The 19245-nt window shown below is 61.7% G+C and carries 21 protein-coding genes and 1 riboswitch; of the genes, 5 read left to right on the forward strand and 16 right to left on the reverse strand.

Annotated elements, in window-relative coordinates:
• Nucleotides 1-101: 101 nt before the first annotated feature.
• Both rmuC and QU606_RS26680 read right to left on the reverse strand, forming a co-directional pair.
• Nucleotides 102-1466 carry a DNA recombination protein RmuC gene (gene rmuC / locus QU606_RS26675; protein WP_168233204.1) on the reverse strand — a complete coding sequence of 455 codons (1365 nt, stop codon included), beginning with the start codon at nucleotides 1464-1466 and terminating at the stop codon, nucleotides 102-104.
• 174 nt (nucleotides 1467-1640) lie between these two features.
• Nucleotides 1641-1964, reverse strand: a complete 324-nt coding sequence (locus QU606_RS26680; protein WP_024076749.1) for a hypothetical protein — start codon at nucleotides 1962-1964, stop codon at nucleotides 1641-1643.
• A gap of 458 nt (nucleotides 1965-2422) precedes the next feature.
• Between QU606_RS26680 and QU606_RS26685 the strand changes: the two genes are divergently transcribed.
• The 4 genes from QU606_RS26685 to QU606_RS26700 all read left to right on the forward strand — a co-directional run bounded on the left by QU606_RS26685 (nucleotide 2423) and on the right by QU606_RS26700 (nucleotide 5588).
• Entirely contained in the window at nucleotides 2423-2728 is a 306-nt protein-coding gene (locus tag QU606_RS26685) for a hypothetical protein (protein ID WP_069077446.1), read from the forward strand.
• Nucleotides 2729-3171: 443 nt separating this feature from the next.
• Nucleotides 3172-3393 (forward strand): hypothetical protein, encoded by a 222-nt coding sequence (locus QU606_RS26690; RefSeq protein ID WP_024076751.1) that lies wholly within the window; start codon nucleotides 3172-3174, stop codon nucleotides 3391-3393.
• Nucleotides 3394-3672: 279 nt separating this feature from the next.
• Nucleotides 3673-4155: a hypothetical protein gene (locus QU606_RS26695; protein WP_024076752.1), complete on the forward strand. Its 483-nt coding sequence runs from the start codon at nucleotides 3673-3675 to the stop codon at nucleotides 4153-4155.
• A 146-nt stretch (nucleotides 4156-4301) separates the two neighbouring features.
• Nucleotides 4302-5588, forward strand: a complete 1287-nt coding sequence (locus QU606_RS26700; RefSeq protein ID WP_024076753.1) for an OmpP1/FadL family transporter — start codon at nucleotides 4302-4304, stop codon at nucleotides 5586-5588.
• A 64-nt stretch (nucleotides 5589-5652) separates the two neighbouring features.
• Here QU606_RS26700 and QU606_RS26705 read toward each other — a convergent pair whose 3' ends face one another.
• The 13 genes from QU606_RS26705 to cobO form a co-directional block, all read right to left on the reverse strand.
• Nucleotides 5653-6201: a glutathione peroxidase gene (locus QU606_RS26705; protein ID WP_024076754.1), complete on the reverse strand. Its 549-nt coding sequence runs from the start codon at nucleotides 6199-6201 to the stop codon at nucleotides 5653-5655.
• A 150-nt stretch (nucleotides 6202-6351) separates the two neighbouring features.
• A complete protein-coding gene (locus QU606_RS26710) occupies nucleotides 6352-7551 on the reverse strand; it encodes an MFS transporter (protein ID WP_162163611.1) in 1200 nt (399 codons plus the stop codon).
• A 63-nt stretch (nucleotides 7552-7614) separates the two neighbouring features.
• Complete coding sequence (locus QU606_RS26715; protein ID WP_024076757.1) at nucleotides 7615-8019, reverse strand: MarR family winged helix-turn-helix transcriptional regulator; 405 nt, start codon at nucleotides 8017-8019, stop codon at nucleotides 7615-7617.
• Nucleotides 8020-8061: 42 nt separating this feature from the next.
• Nucleotides 8062-8790, reverse strand: a complete 729-nt coding sequence (locus tag QU606_RS26720; protein ID WP_024076758.1) for an adenosylcobinamide-GDP ribazoletransferase — start codon at nucleotides 8788-8790, stop codon at nucleotides 8062-8064.
• A gap of 2 nt (nucleotides 8791-8792) precedes the next feature.
• Nucleotides 8793-9368 carry an alpha-ribazole phosphatase family protein gene (cobC, locus tag QU606_RS26725; RefSeq protein ID WP_150055686.1) on the reverse strand — a complete coding sequence of 192 codons (576 nt, stop codon included), beginning with the start codon at nucleotides 9366-9368 and terminating at the stop codon, nucleotides 8793-8795.
• A complete protein-coding gene (cobT, locus tag QU606_RS26730) occupies nucleotides 9365-10420 on the reverse strand; it encodes a nicotinate-nucleotide--dimethylbenzimidazole phosphoribosyltransferase (RefSeq protein WP_304997815.1) in 1056 nt (351 codons plus the stop codon). The genes cobC and cobT overlap by 4 nt, the downstream gene beginning before the upstream one ends.
• Complete coding sequence (gene cobU, locus QU606_RS26735; protein WP_024076761.1) at nucleotides 10417-10938, reverse strand: bifunctional adenosylcobinamide kinase/adenosylcobinamide-phosphate guanylyltransferase; 522 nt, start codon at nucleotides 10936-10938, stop codon at nucleotides 10417-10419. Before cobU ends, cobT begins: the two co-directional genes overlap by 4 nt.
• The gene (locus QU606_RS26740; RefSeq protein WP_304997816.1) at nucleotides 10926-12392 is read right to left on the reverse strand and encodes a cobyric acid synthase; all 1467 of its coding nucleotides are present in this window, start codon (nucleotides 12390-12392) and stop codon (nucleotides 10926-10928) included. Before QU606_RS26740 ends, cobU begins: the two co-directional genes overlap by 13 nt.
• The gene (gene cobD / locus QU606_RS26745; protein ID WP_069076834.1) at nucleotides 12389-13378 is read right to left on the reverse strand and encodes a threonine-phosphate decarboxylase CobD; all 990 of its coding nucleotides are present in this window, start codon (nucleotides 13376-13378) and stop codon (nucleotides 12389-12391) included. Before cobD ends, QU606_RS26740 begins: the two co-directional genes overlap by 4 nt.
• Nucleotides 13371-14279 carry an adenosylcobinamide-phosphate synthase CbiB gene (cbiB, locus tag QU606_RS26750; protein WP_069076833.1) on the reverse strand — a complete coding sequence of 303 codons (909 nt, stop codon included), beginning with the start codon at nucleotides 14277-14279 and terminating at the stop codon, nucleotides 13371-13373. The genes cobD and cbiB overlap by 8 nt, the downstream gene beginning before the upstream one ends.
• The gene (gene bluB / locus QU606_RS26755) at nucleotides 14276-14926 is read right to left on the reverse strand and encodes a 5,6-dimethylbenzimidazole synthase (protein ID WP_024076765.1); all 651 of its coding nucleotides are present in this window, start codon (nucleotides 14924-14926) and stop codon (nucleotides 14276-14278) included. The genes cbiB and bluB overlap by 4 nt, the downstream gene beginning before the upstream one ends.
• A complete protein-coding gene (locus QU606_RS26760) occupies nucleotides 14919-16241 on the reverse strand; it encodes a cobyrinate a,c-diamide synthase (protein WP_304997817.1) in 1323 nt (440 codons plus the stop codon). Before QU606_RS26760 ends, bluB begins: the two co-directional genes overlap by 8 nt.
• Nucleotides 16238-16849 carry a cob(I)yrinic acid a,c-diamide adenosyltransferase gene (cobO, locus tag QU606_RS26765; protein WP_010208674.1) on the reverse strand — a complete coding sequence of 204 codons (612 nt, stop codon included), beginning with the start codon at nucleotides 16847-16849 and terminating at the stop codon, nucleotides 16238-16240. The genes QU606_RS26760 and cobO overlap by 4 nt, the downstream gene beginning before the upstream one ends.
• Before the next feature lie 78 nt (nucleotides 16850-16927).
• Nucleotides 16928-17177, reverse strand: a riboswitch (cobalamin riboswitch).
• Nucleotides 17178-17276: 99 nt separating this feature from the next.
• On the opposite strand from cobO, the gene QU606_RS26770 reads away from it, so the two are divergent.
• On the forward strand, nucleotides 17277-18590 hold the full coding sequence (locus QU606_RS26770; protein WP_102624206.1) for a sorbosone dehydrogenase family protein: 1314 nt from the start codon (nucleotides 17277-17279) through the stop codon (nucleotides 18588-18590).
• A gap of 71 nt (nucleotides 18591-18661) precedes the next feature.
• Here QU606_RS26770 and QU606_RS26775 read toward each other — a convergent pair whose 3' ends face one another.
• Nucleotides 18662-19204, reverse strand: a complete 543-nt coding sequence (locus QU606_RS26775) for a C40 family peptidase (protein WP_024076768.1) — start codon at nucleotides 19202-19204, stop codon at nucleotides 18662-18664.
• Nucleotides 19205-19245 lie beyond the last annotated feature (41 nt).

Below are 19245 nucleotides of genomic sequence, written 5' to 3' on the forward strand. Positions count from 1 at the left end.
TGTGGCGGGGGCTTGCTCCCGATAGCGGAGCCTCAGTCACACCCTCCGTGCCTGGTCCAATGCAATCCGGAGCACGCCCCCTCCCCCCTGTCGGATGACGTTTATTCGGGAAGGTGCGCTACGCCGTCGGAGTCGGTCATCGCGCGCTCCAGCAAATCCGCCGGCAGGCTTTTGCTGGCGCGGGCACCGAGCAATCTTAATTGCTCGGTGCGACTGACCAGATTGCCGCGCCCATCTGTCAGCTTATTGCGCGCTGCACTGTAAGCCTTGTCCAACTGCTGCAACCGACTCCCTACTTCGTCCAGGTCCTGGATGAACAGTACGAACTTGTCGTAAAGCCAGCCGGCACGCTCGGCGATTTCCCGCGCGTTCTGGCTCTGGCGCTCCTGCTTCCACAGGCTGTCGATCACCCGCAGGGTGGCGAGCAAGGTGGTGGGGCTGACGATGACAATATGGCGGTCGAATGCCTCCTGGAACAGGTTCGGCTCGGCCTGCAATGCCGCTGAAAACGCCGCTTCGATCGGCACGAACAGCAAGACGAAATCCAGGCTGTGCAAGCCTTCCAGGCGTTTGTAATCCTTGCCGGCCAAGCCCTTGACGTGATTGCGCAGGGACAGCACATGCTGCTTCAACGCCGCCTGGCCAATCACCTCGTCATCCGCCGCCACGTATTGTTGATAGGCCGTCAGGCTGACCTTGGAGTCCACCACCACCTGCTTATCGCCGGGCAACATGATCAGCACGTCCGGCTGGAAGCGCTCGCCGTCCGGGCCCTTGAGGCTGACCTGGGTCTGGTACTCGCGGCCCTTCTCCAGGCCGGCATGCTCCAGCACGCGCTCAAGGATCAGCTCACCCCAGTTACCCTGGGTTTTCTGGCCCTTGAGGGCGCGGGTCAGGTTTGTCGCTTCGTCCGACAGACGCAGGTTCAGTTGTTGCAGGCGCTCAAGCTCCTTGGCCAGGGAAAAGCGTTCGCGGGCCTCGTTCTGATAGCTTTCTTCGACGCGTTTTTCGAAGGACTGGATGCGCTCCTTGAGTGGATCGAGCAACTGGCCCAGACGTTCCTGGCTGGTTTCGGCAAAGCGCTGCTCGCGCTCGTCGAAGATCTTGCCGGCCAGTTCGGCGAACTGCGCGCGCAGCTCATCTCGCGAACCCTGTAGATCAGCGAGGCGCTGCTGATGGCTGTCCTGCTGCTCGCGCAGTTCGGCGCGCAGGGCAGCCGACAAAGCGTCGAGACGGCGCAGTTCGGTTTCCTTGGCGCTGCGGTCGAGGTTCCAGGCGTGGGCGGCGTCACGGGCGTTGTCGCGATCGATCTGCAACAACTCGACTTCGCGGCGCACGGCAGCCAGGTCAGCTTGCTTGGCGGCATTGGCTTGGCTCAGGTCGCTGATCTCGTCGCGGCTGGCATCCAGTTGAGCCGCGAGGCCTTCCTGGGCCAGTTGCGCGGTGGCCAGGCGCTCTTCGAGCAATTCCCAACCGGCCATGCGCGCGACCAACCGCCGCTGGAGCTGCCAGCACACGGCCAATAGCGGCACTGCGGCCCCCGCGAGGCCCAGGGCAATACTGGTCCAGTCAAAAGCCATAGCCATTCCTGTCATTACCGAAAAGAGGAAGGTTAACCAAGCGCAGGGCCGGAAGACAGCTCAGTCTTTGAGCTGACCCAATTCGCGTTGGGCGCGGCGGTCACCGGCACGCGCAGCCAGGCGCAAGAGGTCATGGCCGATACGGCGGTCACGGGCGCTGCCGCATTCGCGACACATCAGTTGGCCCAGACGGCTTTGCGCAACCACCACGCCATCTCGCGCAGGTTGTTTCAGCAGACGTCCGGCAAAATGCTTGACGTTAGTGCTGTGCCCCAGGCGTGGGCTATCGAGCAGCCACAAGGCGACCTTCAAGGAAAAACGCTTGGGTGCGGTAACAGTCGGGGGCGTGCTGGTAACAGAAGGTGATACTGAGCGAAACTTCATAAAGCACTGTGGGACAAACCGGAGGGCGCGCCACTCTACTCTTTTTTTCGTACACGTAAAGCTGAAAAAACTCTGCACGCCCGTGCTAGAGCAAGCGCTCGGGACAATCCACAGAAGCTGTGGATAACTCAGTGGACAACCCATCTTTAACTCGCGCAAAGGCCCATGGAACGGGGGCCGCAGTCAAACTGACGATTTTTTCACCAATAAAAAAAAGCGATATTTTTCATTGACTTAAATTTTCATCCCAGGCAAATGGCGGCGCAGCAAGACACTTGACAGCCAGGTTACACATCACGCAACCAATGTGTACAAGTACACATCCATTGGTTATATCGCCTGTTTTTTTGATTCGATCTCGCCCAGAACTGTTACCGCTGCGACAACCCAAGGGACTTTTCAAAATCATCCGCGGTCGCCACACTCCCCACACCTAAAGCGCAGCCGTGTACGAACCGATGAAAGGAATTCTGTTGTTCGCCTTACTGTTACTGACCATTTGCGCGACGTCGCTTGGGATCAACGCAGCGCTGCCCTCCCCGGATGGCGCACTGTTTGCCATCGCGATCCTGTTGTCGGCGGCGTTTACGGCAGTGAGTCTGTGCATCGAATTGGGTGAAGGCCGGATCAACGATATGCGCGATGTGATGAAGGTGGTGGAAACCGGCAAGTCCCTGCGCCTGACGCTGGCCACCTATGGTCTGGGATGCTCGCTGGCCGCCGCGGTTACCGTGCTGGTATATCGCGGGCTGCTGGGCGGCTGATTAAAGTTTTTTCGCTAGCACACTTCCTTTCCCTGTTTCAATCCGTTACTATCCGCGGCGTTAGTACCAAGCTGAAAGTCAATTCTGGTCGAACAACTCCCCTGTACAACACGGGATCGACCACCTCGATGGTTTCCAGGTATTCCTTGCGACGACACGGCCTTTGAACAAGCAAAGGGTGTCGCGAAGACTCAATACTCTGACCGAACCAGCCTGCAAATTGATCAGGATCTTCACCCTGGGCCCAGAACCTTTGCCCCTGTTGTGTTGCCTGCCCTCCTAAGTACCTACCTGCCAGCCCAAGCGCGCCTAACTTATTAGCGCTTCAAACTGGCTGCTTTGTTCCAGTCGGGTTCTTCGTTCGATCAATGGTGATCAACGTCACTGGAACGTTTTAACGTTGCACGGTTCTTAACCGTGTCATTTGTAGGAACACCAATAATATGTCCACTATCCATACTCAGGATGCCATTCGCACCCTTACCAACGCTTTTGCTCCAATGAACTGCCTGATCATGGCCGCTCGCAAAGGCTGCTTCAGCTTCACCCTGGTCAACGAACACGGTATCGCTCGTCACAGCGAACGCCTGTACCCCGATCAATACTCCAGCGCAGAGCCGCTGCAGGCCGTGATCGAGCGTACCCGTCAGGCACTGGTTGCCTGATCGACCCGAGTCGCTGAAATACAAAAACCCTGTCTAAAACACAGGGTTTTTTATTGCCCGGAATTCGAACCCGACGCTCGCGGATTAAGCTCAAATAGATATAACCGTTATAACTGATTAGAGAAGATGTTTTAAAAACAGTCTTTTACATCACGAATATGACACTACACTTCAACTCAAGCGGCATGATCCGCTTACGACGAGCCTGGGATCCGATTCACTGCTGCCAAGCCCCCCCTTCCCAGGCATCGTCGACCACTTTCACGGATTGAGGCTTGTATGGGTATCGCCGCCAGTGAATTGTGTCGTTATGTGATCAGGCCGACGTTATTTTATCTTGGCCACCCTCACCCGAGCGCTGAATCCCTCCTGCTGGGGATTGCCGCCAGCCAGTCGGAATTGGGTTCCGCCCTGCATGATCGACGCGGCCATGGCCTGTACAGCATCACCGAAACCCGCCACCGCGCGCTCTGGGACGACTACCTGGCGCTGGACCCCGAACGCGCCAGCCTCGTACGCGGGCTGGCCAGTCAACATGCGTTCCTCAGTGCGCCCCAGTTGGAATTGACGGTTAACCTGCGTTACGCCACCGCCATCGCCTGGCTGCTGGTGGAACAACATCGCCCAGCCTTACCACCGCCCGGCGATGTGCTGGGAATGGCACGTATCTGGAAAGAAATATTTCACCCTCAAGGAAGGCTGCGCGATTTCGCCCAAGCCTGGCAAACCTGTGTTTCACCCATGAATCACGTGGCCTGCTGACCGGGCAATTTGCAAGATTCGGCAAAAAACCGGAATTTTGGTCGGATTGTCCTACAAAACGGCTCTATCTCCTGCATTACAGCCTATAGCGCGATGTTAATTTTATTGATACTTTCCGCAGCGGTGATCACCACGGAGTTCTAATAATGAAAAAAGTAATGCTCAAGACCACACTTAGCCTCGCCGTTGCCATGGCCTCTTCCCACGTCTTCGCAAGTGGCTTTGCCCTTAACGAACAAGACGTCGCAGGAATGGGGACAGGTTTCGCAGGACGTTCCTCCTCTGCCGAAAACGCAAGCACTGTCTTTGGTAACCCTGCCGGTATGGCCCGCCTTGAAGGCCAGCAAATTACCGGTGGTGTTGCAGCGATCGATGCTTCGACCGATATCAAAAATACCGGCGGCCGCTCCAGCGGGTCCAACAAAGGCGACATGGTGCCTTTTACTGCCGTGCCATTCGGTTTCTACACCAACAAACTTAACGATCAATGGGCTATCGGCTTCGGGGTGTATGCACCGTTCGGGCTGAAGACCGACTACGAAAGCGGTTTCCAAGGTCGTGGCTTTGGCAACAAGAGCGAAGTGTCGGTTATCACCTTCCAACCGACCGTCAGCTACGCCTTCAACGACAAAGTTTCCATCGGTTTTGGTCCGACCATCAACCGCATCGACGGCACCCTGGAATCGCAGCCAAGCCTGGCCGGCCTGGGCTTCCCGGGCGACAACAGAGTCAAAGTCAAAGGCGACGATACCGCCCTGGGCTTTAACGCCGGTATCCTGGTGCAAGCCACTGATACCACGCGCGTTGGCCTGACCTATCACTCGAAAGTGAAGTACAAGCTCGAAGGCCACACCGAAGTCACCAAGGCTGCCACAGTGCCATCGGTCGTACTGGCCAACAACCGTTACGATGCGTCGTTGAAAGTGGATACCCCGGAATCCTGGGACTTGTCGGTCACTCAAGACCTCAATGACGCCTGGAAGCTGTATGCGGGTACGACCTGGACTCGTTGGAGTCGCTTGAAAGACATCACCATCAACAACGAAGGTGTGACAGCGGCCAGCGGTGGCATAGCTGCACCTACGCTCGTCAGAACGATCACTGAACCGCAGAACTGGCACGACACCTGGGCCTACGCCGTGGGCACCTCGTACCAGGTCACCAAGCAGGTGGTACTGCGTACCGGCCTGACCTTCGACCAATCGCCAACCAACAACACCGACCGTTCACCACGCATCCCAACCGGCGACCGGACTATCTTCAGTGTTGGCCTGGGTTACGCGGTGATGGATAACATGACTGTTGACCTGGCTTACTCCTACCTCAAGGAAGAGCCGGTCAAAGTGAATAAATCCAACCAGCTGGGCTCCTACAGCGCCAAGTACGAAAACAGCGCCAACGGTTTCGGCCTGGGTGTGACGTACAAGTTCTGATCCAACGCTCATTAAAAAGCCCCGCTCTCCTGTAAAGGAGGCGGGGCTTTTTAATGGGCAATGCTCAGGGTTTCGACGCCAGCGCCTCTTCCACTGCCTTGATCAACTCCGGACTGTCCGGCTTGGTCAGGCTGGAAAAGCTGGCAATCACCTTGCCCTGGCGATCCACCACATACTTGTAGAAATTCCACTTCGGCGCGTTGGTCTGTTGCGCCAGCACCTTGAACAGGTGCACCGCATCCGGCCCCTTGACCTTCTGCGGCTCGGTCATGGTGAAGGTCACGCCGTAATTCACGTAGCAGACCTTGGCGGTCTCTTCGCCGGTCTTGGCTTCCTGCTTGAAGTCATCGGACGGCACGCCAATCACTTCCAGCCCTTGGCCCTTGTAGCGTTGGTACAACGCTTCGAGGCCTTTGAACTGCGGGGCGAACCCGCAGAAGCTGGCGGTGTTGACGATCACCAGGGGCTTGCCGGCAAAGCGCTGGCACAGGTCGATGGATTCCTTGGCGCGCAGCTTGGGCAACTGGCCTTCCAGCAGCGGCGGACAACTGGCGGCCAGGGCGGCACTGCCAATGGCCATCAGGACGGGTACAGCGAGCCAACGCATCTGCATGTCGTGTGTCCTTAAAAATATTCAGACCACGAACTTAACAGATCGCCATACCCAGTTGCATCAACGCCAGCCCGCCATGCTGCCAGCCCCACCAGGCCAGCAGCACCAGGATCAACCCCGCGACGAGGATCAGACCACGTAACGCTACACTCATGCCGCCTCCATCTGCGCCTGCAAGCGCGCCACCGGCCGCTCGCGTACCGGCCAGTTCAGGGCGGCGGCGAGCAGGCTCAACAGAATCGCCACCTGCCAGATCAAATCGTAGTTGCCGGTTCGATCATAGACCACCCCGCCCAGCCAGCCACCGAGGAACGAACCGAGCTGGTGGAACAGGAACACGATCCCGCCGAGCATGGAGAGATTTCGCACACCGAACAACGTCGCCACCGTGCCATTGGTCAGCGGTACGGTCGACAGCCACAAAAAGCCCATGGCCATGCCGAACAGGTAGGCCGTGATTTCCGTCACCGGCGCCCACAGGAACAGCATGATCACCACCGCGCGTAACAGGTACAGCCCCGTCAACAAGCGCGGCTTGGACATGCGCCCACCGAGCCAACCGGCGGTGTAGGTGCCAAAGATATTAAACAGGCCGATCAACGCCAGTACCGTCGTACCGACCGTGGCGGGCAGGTGCTGGTCCACCAGGTACGCCGGCAGATGCACACCAATAAACACCACCTGGAAACCACAGACGAAAAAACCGAACGCGAGCAGCCAGAATCCGGAATGGGAACAGGCTTCCTTCAACGCTTCCCGCAAGGTTTGCTGGCCCGCCAGGGTCGGCAGTGGACGGTCCTTGAGCATGGCCACCAGCGGCAGGATCAACGCGACCATCAAGCCCAACGCCAGCAAGGCTACTGACCAGCCCAGCCAACTGATCAAGCCCAGGGTACCCGGCACCATGGCGAACTGGCCGAAAGACCCCGCGGCGCTGGCAATGCCCATGGCCATGCTGCGTTTCTCCGGCGGTACGGCGCGGCCCACCACCCCAAGAATCACCGAGAATGATGTGCCGGATAGACCAATACCGATCAATAACCCAGCACTCAGCGACAACGACCATGCCGAATCGGACATGCCCATCAACACCAGCCCCGCGGCGTACAGCACCCCGCCGATGAACACAGCCTTGGTCGCGCCAAAGCGGTCGGCCAGGGCCCCGGTAAAGGGTTGCGCCAGGCCCCAGATCAGGTTCTGCAAGGCGATGGCAAAGGCAAAGGTCTCACGACCCCAGCCGAATTCGGCGCTCATCGGCGCCAGGAAAAGCCCGAAGCCATGCCGCACGCCCAAGGACAACGCCAGGATCAGCGCACTCCCCACAAGAATCCAGCCACTGGTGCGCCACATCGAGGTCATTTCTTATTCTCCGCTCGCGGGTATATACCCGCTTATAGTCGAACAAACCCGCGTTCAGGCGAGCTCATCCAGCAAGGCCAACAGGGTTTCGCGTTTTTCCGCGCCCAATTGATCGATCAGTTTTTGCTGTGCCGCTTCCCAGGCCGGCAAGGCGGCGGCCAATCGTGCTTCACCCGCTTCGGTCAACAACACCAGGCGGTTGCGCTGGTCATCCCCTTCGATCAACCGTACCAGGCCCTCGCCCTCCAGTACCCGCAGGTTACGCCCCAACGTGCTGCGATCCAGGCCCATGGCTTCGGCCAGGCTGGAAATACTCGGTTGATCCAGGCGCTGCAAGTTACACAGCAAAGAATACTGGGCAACGTTGATCCCGAAGCCGTCGAGAGCGCCGTCGTAATGCCTGCTGACGCCACGGGCGGCGCGTCGCAGATTGGTGCATAAACATTGGGAGGCAAGCATGGAGCGTGTATATACCCGCGATTAACGAAATGCAAGAAAGTGTTACAGCGCCAGACCAACCAAGACGACCACTTCCAGCAGCTCCAACAGGGCACCTGCGGTGTCGCCGGTGGTTCCGCCCAGGCGCTTGACCATCAGGTGGCGCAAGCCCACGAAGCAGAGCGCCGCCAGCAGCACGGCGATCCCGCCGTTGAAGCCGCCGATCAGGATGCAGGCCAGGCCACTGAGGATCAGCACCTGTTGGCCGACCACCCTGGGCAGATGATCCGACAGCGCCTGGCCCAAGCCACCGGCGCGCACATAGCGCGTGGTCAGGAACAACGCCAGCATCGACGCCCGCCCGATCAGCGGTGCCAGGATCAGAGCCGCGCCATTGTGCTGCTCGATCAGCGCCACCAGTGCAGCGAATTTAAGCAGCAACACCAAGCCCAGCGTGACCACGGCAATCGGCCCGCTGCGGGGGTCCTTCATGATCGTCAACGTGCGCTCGCGATCACCGAAACCACCGAGCCAGGCGTCCGCGCTGTCCGCCAGGCCATCCAAGTGCAAACCACCACTGAGCAGCACCCAGGCGGTCAGCAACAGCGCGGCATGCAGCAACAACGGGGCCCCGGCCAATGCCACATTCAGGGCCCATAGCAGCAACCCGAACAACAAGCCAACCACCGGGTAAAACAGCAACGATCGCCCCAATTCCTGCGGCTGCGGCATACCCGGCAGGCGAACCGGCAAGCTGCTGAGGAACTGCAGGGCGATCCAGAACGGCAGCATCTTCAGGTACCTTCCTTCAACGCGCCGTCGGCGCCGACCTGCAGGCTGAACAGGCCACCGTGCGCGACCTCGACGTTCAACAGTTGCTCACGTGGCAGGCCACGCGCGCGCGCCAACAATAAACGCATCACACCGCCATGACTGATCAACAGCACGCGCTGGCCGGCATACGCCTGATGCAAGCGTGAGATAGCGCCAAGGACCCGCGCAGAAAAGTCACTGACGGGCTCGCCATCAGGCGGCGTAAAGCGGTAAGGGTCGGCCCAAAACAATCCCAGCCCTTCGGCATCGGTCTTCATCAGCGCCGCCGCGCTCTGCCCTTCCCAGGCGCCGAAATGCAGTTCCTGCAGATCTTTTTCCAGGCTCACCGGCAGGTTAAGCGTCGCACCCAATTGCTGGGCAAAACGCGCACAGCGTTGCAGCGGCGAACTGATCACGCGGTCCCACGGCCCCTGCCCCAGCACCGCGGCGTGCATCTGCGCCCACCCCTTATCGGTGAGCGCATCATCGAGGCTGCCGCGCAGGCCGCCACCCAATTCGGTTTCGCCGTGGCGCAGCAGGTCCAGGTGCAAGGTCATGCCGGGCGGTCTGCCACAGCGGCTTCGGCGAATGTCGCCATCTGCCCGTGCAACGCACAGGCCAGGCGCAGTAACGGCACCGCCAGCGCCGCACCGCTGCCTTCGCCCAAGCGCAGGCCGAGGTCCAACAACGGCTGCGCCTCGAGGCGTTGCAACACATGGCGATGGCCGGGCTCGGCGCCACGATGGCCAAACACCAGCCACTCGCGGCAGGCCGGGTTCATGCGCGTGGCGACCAGCGCGGCGACGCTGCAGATAAACCCGTCTACCAGCACCACGATGCCGGCCTGGGCACACGCCAGGTAGGCCCCGACCAGCGCCGCGATCTCAAAACCACCGAGGTTGAACAGGGTGTGCAATGCATCATCGCGCTGCCCGGCATGCCGGGCCAGGGCGCGCTCGATGATCGCCACTTTGTGGCTCACGCCTTGGGCATTCAAGCCCGTCCCCGGACCGGTCAGGTCACTCACCGGGCAATCGAGCAAGGCGCAGGCCAACGCACTGGCGGCGGTGGTGTTGCCGATGCCCATCTCGCCGCCGATAAACAGCTGGGTGCCGTGCTCCACGGCGCGCTGGACGCTATCCCGCCCGGCTTGCAGCGCCAGGCGCCCCTGCGCTTCAGTCATCGCCGGGGCGTTGACGAAGTTGGCGGTGCCCGCCCCGATATTCAAGTGACGCACGCCGGGCAGTGCCAGCGACGTCGTCACGGTACCCAGGTCGATCACTTCCAACTGCGCATCCAGCTGCCGCGCCAACACACTGATCGCCGCGCCGCCGCTGACAAAGTTATGCAGCATCTGGCCGGTAACGGCCTGGGGATAGGCCGACACGCCCTCCGCCACCACGCCGTGGTCGCCGGCAAAGATGGCGATCCACAGGTGTTCGACCGACGGCTTGACTCGGCCTTGCAGGCCCGCCAACTGCACGGCCAGCGCTTCCAGCTGGCCCAGGGAACCGGCCGGCTTGGTCAATTGCTGCTGGCGTGCCAGTGCTTGTTCGTATGCTTGAGCGTCAATCGCCTTACAGGGATTAAGCCACCAGGTGTCAGTCATAACGCAGTACCTTTCAACGTCAGGGGCAGGCCGGCCACCGTCAGGACAACACGCTGACAACGCTCGGCCAAGGCTTGATGCAGCCAACCGGCTTCATCCACATAGCGGCGAGTCAATTCGCCCAGCGGCACGACACCCAAACCGGTCTCGTTGCTGACAAAAATGATTTCACCTGGCAGCGAGGCCAGGGTGTCCAGCAGTTGGTCGCGTTCCAAGACCAGGCGCTCGGGGTTGTCGAGCATCAGCAGGTTGGTCAGCCAGAGCGTGAGGCAATCGACCAGCAGGCAGCGGCCGGGCGCGGCGTTGTCGCGCAGCACCCGGGCCAGTTCGAGTGGTTCCTCGATCAGCCCCCAGGTGTCGGGGCGACGCTGGCGATGCAGGGCGACGCGGTCGTGCATTTCGCCGTCCAAGGGTTGGCTGGTGGCGATATAGAGGACAGGCAGGCCGCTGTCGCTGGCGAGTTTTTCAGCCAGGCGGCTTTTACCGGAGCGCGCACCGCCGAGAATCAGTTGGCGCATGGCGCGACTCCACATAAACGGCGCAGTAACCCGGTATCCAGGTGATGCTCCACCAAGTCCGCCAATCGCTCGATATCGCGCTCGCGCAACGCGTGGTAATCCACGGCCTGTACCGCCTGCAAACCGGCCCAACGCAACAAGGCACTGCAGGCGGCGGGCGTCTCGAACACGCCATGCAGATAGGTGCCGAGGATTTGTCCGTCCGCGCTCTGGGCACCGTCGCAGCGGCCATCCTCCAGACGTACCGCGGCGCGCTCCAGCGCACTGCCCGACGTCACGCCTGCGTGGATCTCATAGCCACTGACTTCGGCATCCTCCAGCAGCAGGCGCCCGCGCACATTGCGCAGTTGTTTCTCTGCTTCCAGGGTCGTACTGAACGCCAGCAACCCCAGGCCGTCACTGGAACCGGGAGGCCCTTCCAGGCCCATTGGGTCGTGGACCTGCTCGCCGAGCATTTGCAAACCGCCGCATATCCCCAGCACCTTCCCGCCATAGCGCAAGTGCCGTGTCACGGCGGCGTCCCAGCCGTTGGCGCGCAGGTAGGCCAAGTCGCTGCGAACGCTTTTCGAGCCCGGCAGGATGATCAGGTCGGCCGGCGGAATCGCCTGGCCTGGGCGGACAAACTGCAAATCCACCTGGGGATGCAGGCGCAACGGATCGAAATCGGTGTGGTTGCTGATGCGCGGCAGCACCGGCACCACCACCCTGAGCACCTGCGCCGCCTTGTCGATCTGGCGCTGGTCGATGCCGTCCTCGGCCTCCAGGTGCAGGTCCATCACATAGGGCAAGACGCCCACGACCGGTTTGCCGGTGCGTGCTTCCAGCCAGTCCAGCCCTGGTTGCAGCAACGCGATGTCGCCGCGGAAACGGTTGATGATAAAACCCTGGACCCTGGCCTGTTCGCTGGGCGACAGCAATTCGAGGGTGCCGACCAGGTGGGCGAACACTCCACCTCGATTAATGTCGGCGATCAGCAGCACCGGGCAATCCACCGCCTCGGCAAAGCCCATGTTGGCGATGTCATTGACGCGCAGGTTGATCTCTGCCGGGGAGCCCGCGCCTTCCACCATCACCACCGGGTAGGCTGCGCTCAACCGTGCATGGGAAGCCAGTACTGCCTGCATCGCGATGGCTTTGTAGTCGTGATAGGCCACCGCGTTCATGCTGGTCACCGCGCGCCCATGGATGATGACCTGGGAGCCGGTGTCGCTGTTGGGCTTGAGCAGCACCGGGTTCATGTCGGTGTGGGGCGCCAGGTTCGCCGCCTGGGCCTGCACCGCCTGGGCGCGACCGATCTCGCCGCCTTCGGCCGTCACGGCACTGTTGAGGGCCATGTTCTGCGGCTTGAACGGCACGACCGCCACGCCCTGGCGCACCAGCCAGCGGCATAGCGCGGTCACCAAGGTACTTTTGCCGGCATCGGAGGTGGTGCCCTGCACCATCAGCGTACTCATGCAACGTCCTTATAGGCGGTCAGCGCTTCATCCAGGCGCAGCCAGTCTGCTTCCGTGTCTGGCAGGCCGAAGCGCAGGCTGCTGTCGTGTACGAACAGACGCAGCAGGATGCCGCGCTGGGCCATGAATTCGTGCAGCCGTTCGGCGTGCGGGGTGATCAACCACTGGAACAGGGCGCAACCGCCCTGGGGCTGAAAACCATGCCGCTCCAACAATGCGAACAAGCGCTGGCCGGCTTCAATGCAACGCGCGCGCTGTTGAACCTGCCCGGCGGTGTCGCGCAGGCAGGCCTGGCCCAGTACTCGCGTCGGACCGCTGACGGCCCAAGGTCCGACCTGTTCGGCCAATAGCTTGAGCAACTTGCGTTCGGCCAGCACAAAACCCAGTCGAACGCCGGCCAGGCCGAAGAATTTACCGAACGAGCGCAGCACGATCAGGCCGACCTGATGGGCCTGGCCCGCCAGGCTCAACTGCGGGGTCACGTCCATAAAGGCTTCGTCCACCACCAGCCAACCGCCACGCTGGGCCAGCCGTGTATGCCAGTCGAGCAGGCGTTGCGGCGCCAGGCTCAGGCCCGTGGGGTTGTTAGGGTTGACCACCACCAGCACATCAAGGCTGTCGAGAAAGAAATCGACCTCTTGTTCCTGCACTTCGCGCACCACGTAACCCGCGCGGCGCCAGGCCTCGGCGTGCTCGGCATAACACGGCGACAGCACGCCGACCTTGCCGGCACGCCGCAGGCGCGGCAGCAGCTGGATTGCCGCCTGGGAACCCGCCACCGGCAATACGTGCGCCACCCCATAATATTCGCTGGCGGCCTGCTCCAGGCCGTCGTCGGTTTCCGGCAAGCGTGCCCAGGCCCGCTGTGGGATCTCGGGGATCGGCCACGGCCATGGCGCCAGGCCACTGGACAGGTCGAGCCAATCGGCTTCGGCAATGCCGTATTGAATCGCCGCCTTGCGCAGGCGGCCGCCGTGTTCAAGCATAGAATTGCGCCCCTGCACATAGGATCAGCAACCACAACCATACGCCGCGTTGCACCAGTTGCCAGCCACGGTCGATGGCGTCGGCATCGGCCGGTGGACCTTCTCCCAACTGAGGGCGCTGGTGCACCTCACCATGATAAATCGCCGCACCGCCCAACTCGACGCCCAAGGCGCCTGCGCCAGCGGCCATCACCGGCCCGGCATTCGGGCTGTCCCAGGTCGGCCCCTGGGTGCGCCAGCATTTGAGCGCCAGTCGAGTCTTGCCCAGCAACGCGTAGGTCAAGGCCACCAGGCGCGCAGGCACATAGTTGAGTACATCGTCGATCTTCGCCGCGGCCCAGCCGAAGCGTTCGAAGCGTTCGTTGCGATAGCCCCACATCGCGTCGAGGGTGTTGCTCAGACGGTAGAGCACCACACCCGGCACGCCGGCCACCACGAACCAGAACAGCGCAGCAAATATTGCGTCGCTGCCATTCTCCAGCACCGACTCGGTGGCGGCACGGGCGACTTCAGTACGGTCCAGTTCGCTGGTCTGGCGGCTGACCAGGTAGCTCACGCGCTTGCGGGCCTCATCCAGGTCATCGCTGCGCAGGGCCTGGGCCACCGGAATCACATGCTCGCCAAGGCTGCGCATGCCGAGGGCGCAGTACAGTGCGAGCACCTCCAACACCCAACCGATATAGGGTGCCCACGACAACGCGGTGGCCAACAGCGTCAACGGCACCACCGCAATCACCCACGCGGTCACACCGTGGCTGCGCCAGCCACGGCCACCGCTATTGAAACGTTGCTCGATGCGTCCGGCGAAATTGCCAAACGCCACCAGCGGATGCCAGCGCCTGGGTTCACCCAGCAGCGCATCCAGCGCCACCGCGGCGACACACAGCAAGGCCACACTCATTGACTTGCTCCCCACACATTCTCATACAACATGTCACTCAGCGGACGCGGTTCGGTCCAGCCTTCGAGCTGCAGCATCGGGGCCGGGTAGAAGGCGTCGACCGGCCCCAGGCACAGCACCGCCAGGGGTTTCGCGCCAGGCGGCAAACCCAGCAGGTCGGCCAGGGCCCGGGGTTCGAACAGCGAGACCCAGCCCATGCCCAAGCCCTCGACGCGCGCGGCCAGCCACAGATTCTGAATCGCGCAGGCCAGGGAGGCCATGTCCATTTCCGGCAAGGTACGTCGCCCGAAGATATGCCGCTCGCGATCGTCCATCAGCGCCGCCACCAGCACTTCGGCGCAGTCATGGATGCCTTCGACCTTGAGCTTCATGAATTCATCGGAGCGCTCGCCCAAGGCTTCGGCGGTGCGTATACGTTCTTCCTCCACCAGTTGCTGGATCTGCCCTCGTAGCTGGCGGTCGCTGATGCGGATAAAGCGCCAGGGCTGCATCAGGCCGACGCTGGGCGCCTGGTGCGCGGCCTGGAGCAGGCGATGCAGCAAGTGCGGGGCCACCGTGCCGCCGGTGAAATGGCGCATGTCGCGGCGTTCGGCGATGGCGCGGTAAACGGCGTCGCGCTCGGCCGGGGGGAAAGCGTTGTCACTCATGGGACTGGGCTGACTCAAGGTCGGGCGCAAACAGCGCAGCAACCGCACGGGGATTGGAGGGGAAGTAGAAGTGCACGTAGGAAGCGGTCATCCGCCCTTGCCGATACACCGCCTCGGCACCCCGCCCGCCGTTGGGGCTCAAGCCACGGGCGATCGGTTGCCAGTCGGTGCTGGTCAGGGAATGGTGGTAGGTGTGCCCGCGCAATACGCCTTCCGGCAACTCGACGCTTTGCAGGGCCAGGGCCGCCAGTTTCTTCTGCATCACCGCATCCCCCTGCAACAGGCCGACCAGCTCGACACGGGTGCCGTCGACATCGGTGAGCGAGTCCAGCAGGTAGAGCATGCCGCCACACTCGGCAAGCAAGGGTTTACCGGCAGCATGATGGGCACGGATGGCATCGAGCATCGAGGTGTTTTCCGCCAGCGCCTGGTGATGCAGCTCCGGGTACCCGCCTGGCAGATAGAGGCTGTCGGCCTCGGGCACTTGGCGATCATGAATCGGTGAGAAAAAGCGCAACTCGGCCCCCATCGCCCGCAACAGATCCAGGCTGGCGCCATAGGTGAAGGCAAAGGCTTCGTCACGGGCGACGGCGATGCGCACACCGGCGAGCAGCGGTTCGGCTTCGATCACTTCAGGCGCGGCGAAGGTCACCGGCGGCGGCAAGGCAACTTCACAACTGTTGCCCAGGGCCTGGGCAGCGGCGTCCAGGCGTACGTCGAGGTCATTCAGTTCGCTGGCTTGCACCAGGCCAAGATGGCGGCTGGGCAACTCAATCCCGGTTTCACGGGACAACGCGCCGTACCAGCGCAGGCCTTCGGTGAGGCTCCCTTCGAGCAATTGCGCATGGCGCAGGGTGCCGACACGGTTGGCCAACACACCGGCAAACGGCAAGTCCGGCTGATAACGCGCCAGGCCCAGGGCCAGGGCTCCGAAGGTCTGGGCCATGGCGGTGCCGTCGATCACCGCCAGCACCGGCACACCGAAGTGCCGCGCCAGGTCGGCGCTGGACGGCGTACCGTCAAACAGGCCCATGACGCCTTCGATCAGGATCAGGTCGGCCTCCCCTGCCGCTTCCCACAGCAAGCGACGACTTTCCTGCTCGCCAACCATCCACATATCCAACTGATACACCGGCGCACCGCTGGCGCGTTCGTGGATCATCGGGTCGAGGAAGTCCGGGCCGCATTTGAACACGCGTACTTTGCGCCCCAGGTTGCGGTGCAAACGGGCCAGCGCAGCGGTGACCGTGGTTTTGCCCTGGCCGGACGCCGGTGCGGCGATCAGTACGGCCGGACAATGACGGGGCTGATTCAAAGTTCGACGCCCTTCTGTGCCTTGATACCGGCCTGGAACGCGTGCTTGAGCATGCCCATTTCGGTGACGGTGTCACCCATCTCGATCAACTCCGGCTTGGCGCCACGGCCGGTAACCACCACGTGCTGCATCGGCGGACGGGCTTGCAGGTCACTCAGTACCTGGTCCAGGTCGAGGTAGCCATGCTTGAGGGCGATGTTCAGCTCATCCAGCACCACCAGGCCGATGCTCGGGTCTTGCAGCAGTTCGCGAGACACGGCCCAGGCGGCCTCGGCGGCGGCGATGTCGCGCTGGCGGTCCTGGGTTTCCCAGGTGAAGCCTTCGCCCATGACGTGAAAGCGCACTTGTTCGGGGAAACGCCGGAAGAACAATTCTTCGCCGGTGCTGTTACGGCCTTTGATGAACTGCACCACGCCGCACTGCATGCCGTGGCCCATGGCGCGCGCGAGCATGCCGAACGCAGAGCTGCTTTTGCCTTTGCCGTTGCCGGTCAGCACCAGCAGCAAACCGCATTCGTTCGGGGAATTGGCAATGCGCTCGTCAATCACGGCTTTTTTGCGCAGCATGCGCGCCAGGTGGCGTTCGTCGCGGTCGGGGGAATCGGTCATGGCAGCTCTCCGTTGGGGCTGGACAAAAACAGCGGGCAGGAAAAAACAAAAACAGACAGCCAAGCATCGCCCACCGTGATGCTGTTGGATGATCCAGGCCGGTCTCCGGACTCATGAGTGGCTCGCTTTATAGAAAGCAGGCCGACGCTGCGCCTTCCCATATCGCAGCGCGATACAGTGGCCAATAGCACCGTCTTGACTCATTTACCGTTGCGGGGGCAGCGCCGGAATTGCGGCAACACTGTGTACAAGTGCGCTCACTCACCGGCTTCCCTGTTTCACTCAGTCGACCCTTGGGTCACAGAGCACCTGAAACAAGTCGCGAAGGTTAGTGGGTTGGGGGGGGAGCGTCAATTAAAGCTGGCCTTGCACTTGAACCATCGTGCCGCAGCACTCCTCTACCCTTACAGGCATTCAGGAGAAAACCATGCATAAAACAAGACTCGCCCTACTGATCATGGTCGCAGGCACCCTCGCTGCCTGCGGAGAAAGCTCGACCTTGAAGGTATCGGATGGCACCGGCCCTTCGCCCCAACTGCCAGAGCCCAACAAGACCCTGATCCCCACCGTGAATATCGCCCCAGCCATTGGCTGGCCTGATGGCATGAAGCCAACCGCCGCCGCGGGCACCCAGGTGACAGCGTTCGCCGAAGGCCTGGATCACCCTCGCTGGCTGTATGTGCTACCCAATGGCGATGTGTTGGTGGCCGAAACCAATGCGCCGCCCAAGCCGGATGACGCCAAGGGCATTCGCGGCTGGGTAATGGAAAAGGTCATGGGCCGTGCCGGTGCCGGCGTGCCCAGCCCGAACCGCATCACCTTGCTGCGCGATGCCGATCACGATGGCGTCGCCGAGACCCGCACGGTCTTCCTGGAAAATCTCAACTCGCCGTTCGGCATGACCCTGGTGGGCAACGACCTCTACGTGGCCGACTCAGACAAGCTGCTGCGCTTTCCCTATCAACCGGGCGAAACCGCAATCACGCAGGCCGGCACCACGGTGGTCGACCTGCCGGGCGGCAGCATCAACCACCACTGGACGAAAAACGTGGTAGCCAGCAAGGACGGCAGCAAGTTGTATGTGAGCGTCGGTTCCAACAGCAACGTCGGCGAGAACGGCCTGGAAGCGGAACAAGGTCGGGCGGCGATCTGGGAAGTCGATCGCGCCAGTGGCCAGCACCGGATTTTCGCTTCGGGCCTGCGCAACCCCAACGGCATGGCCTGGGAACCGCAGAGTGGCAAGCTGTGGACCGCGGTCAACGAGCGCGATGAGATCGGCAGCGACCTGGTGCCGGACTACATCACCTCGGTCAAGGATGGCGCGTTTTATGGCTGGCCATTCAGCTACTACGGGCAACATGTGGATGTGCGTGTCACACCACAGGACCCGGCCCTGGTCGCCAAGGCGATCGCGCCGGACTACGCCGTCGGCCCGCATACCGCTTCGCTGGGGCTGACCTTCGCCGAAGGCAGCAAATTACCTGCACCGTTCGTCAACGGCGCCTTTATCGGCCAGCACGGGTCATGGAACCGCAAGCCGCACAGTGGCTACAAGGTGATCTTTGTGCCGTTCGAAGGTGGCAAACCCAAGGGGCAGCCAGTGGACGTGCTGACCGGGTTCCTCGACAAGGATGAGAACGCCATGGGCCGGCCGGTGGGTGTGGTGATCGATCAGCAGGGGGACCTGCTGGTGGCGGATGATGTGGGGAATAAGGTGTGGCGGGTGTCTGCAGTTAAGTAACTTTTCTCAAGACCACCACAAAAAATGTGGGAGGGAGCTTGCTCCCTCCCACATTGGGTTCGGTTTCTGGCTTAGGGATTGCGGGCCAAGTGCTCAGCCGGCAACACGCGCTTGGCACTCAGGTAGGCGTTCTGCCAATAGGCTTTGGACAAGGTGTCCAGCTTCACCGTACCGCCCGTTTGTGGCGCATGCACAAAGCGCCCTTCGCCTACATAGATCCCGGCATGACTGACCTGTGATCCACCACCGGTGGCGAAGAACAGCAAGTCACCGGTCTGCAGGTTTTCTTCGCTGACATCCTGGGCGCGCATCACGATCAATTCGCGGGTGGTGCGCGGCAGGGAGATGCCAGCGGCATCGCGGTAGACGAAGCCGATCAAGCCACTGCAATCAAAACCCGAATCCGGCGTATTGCCGCCCCATCGGTAAGGCGTGCCGACCAGGCCCAGCGCGCGGAAGAGCACATCTTCGGCAGCAGGCGAAAAACTTTGGCTGGAATAGTTGAACACCGGCTTAGGCTTGGCCGCTACGTGAGCGGGTGGCGGTGTGCGGCTTGCGCAGGCGCTGAGGAGCGCGGCGCAAACAATAAGAATCAGGCGGGCCGAGGTCGACATGTGCAGAACAATCCTGGTCTGGATGCGGCTTTCGCTGCCGA

This window comes from Pseudomonas sp. OVF7 (genome assembly GCF_030644265.1).
GTDB classification, from domain to species: Bacteria; Pseudomonadota; Gammaproteobacteria; order Pseudomonadales; family Pseudomonadaceae; genus Aquipseudomonas; species Aquipseudomonas gorinensis.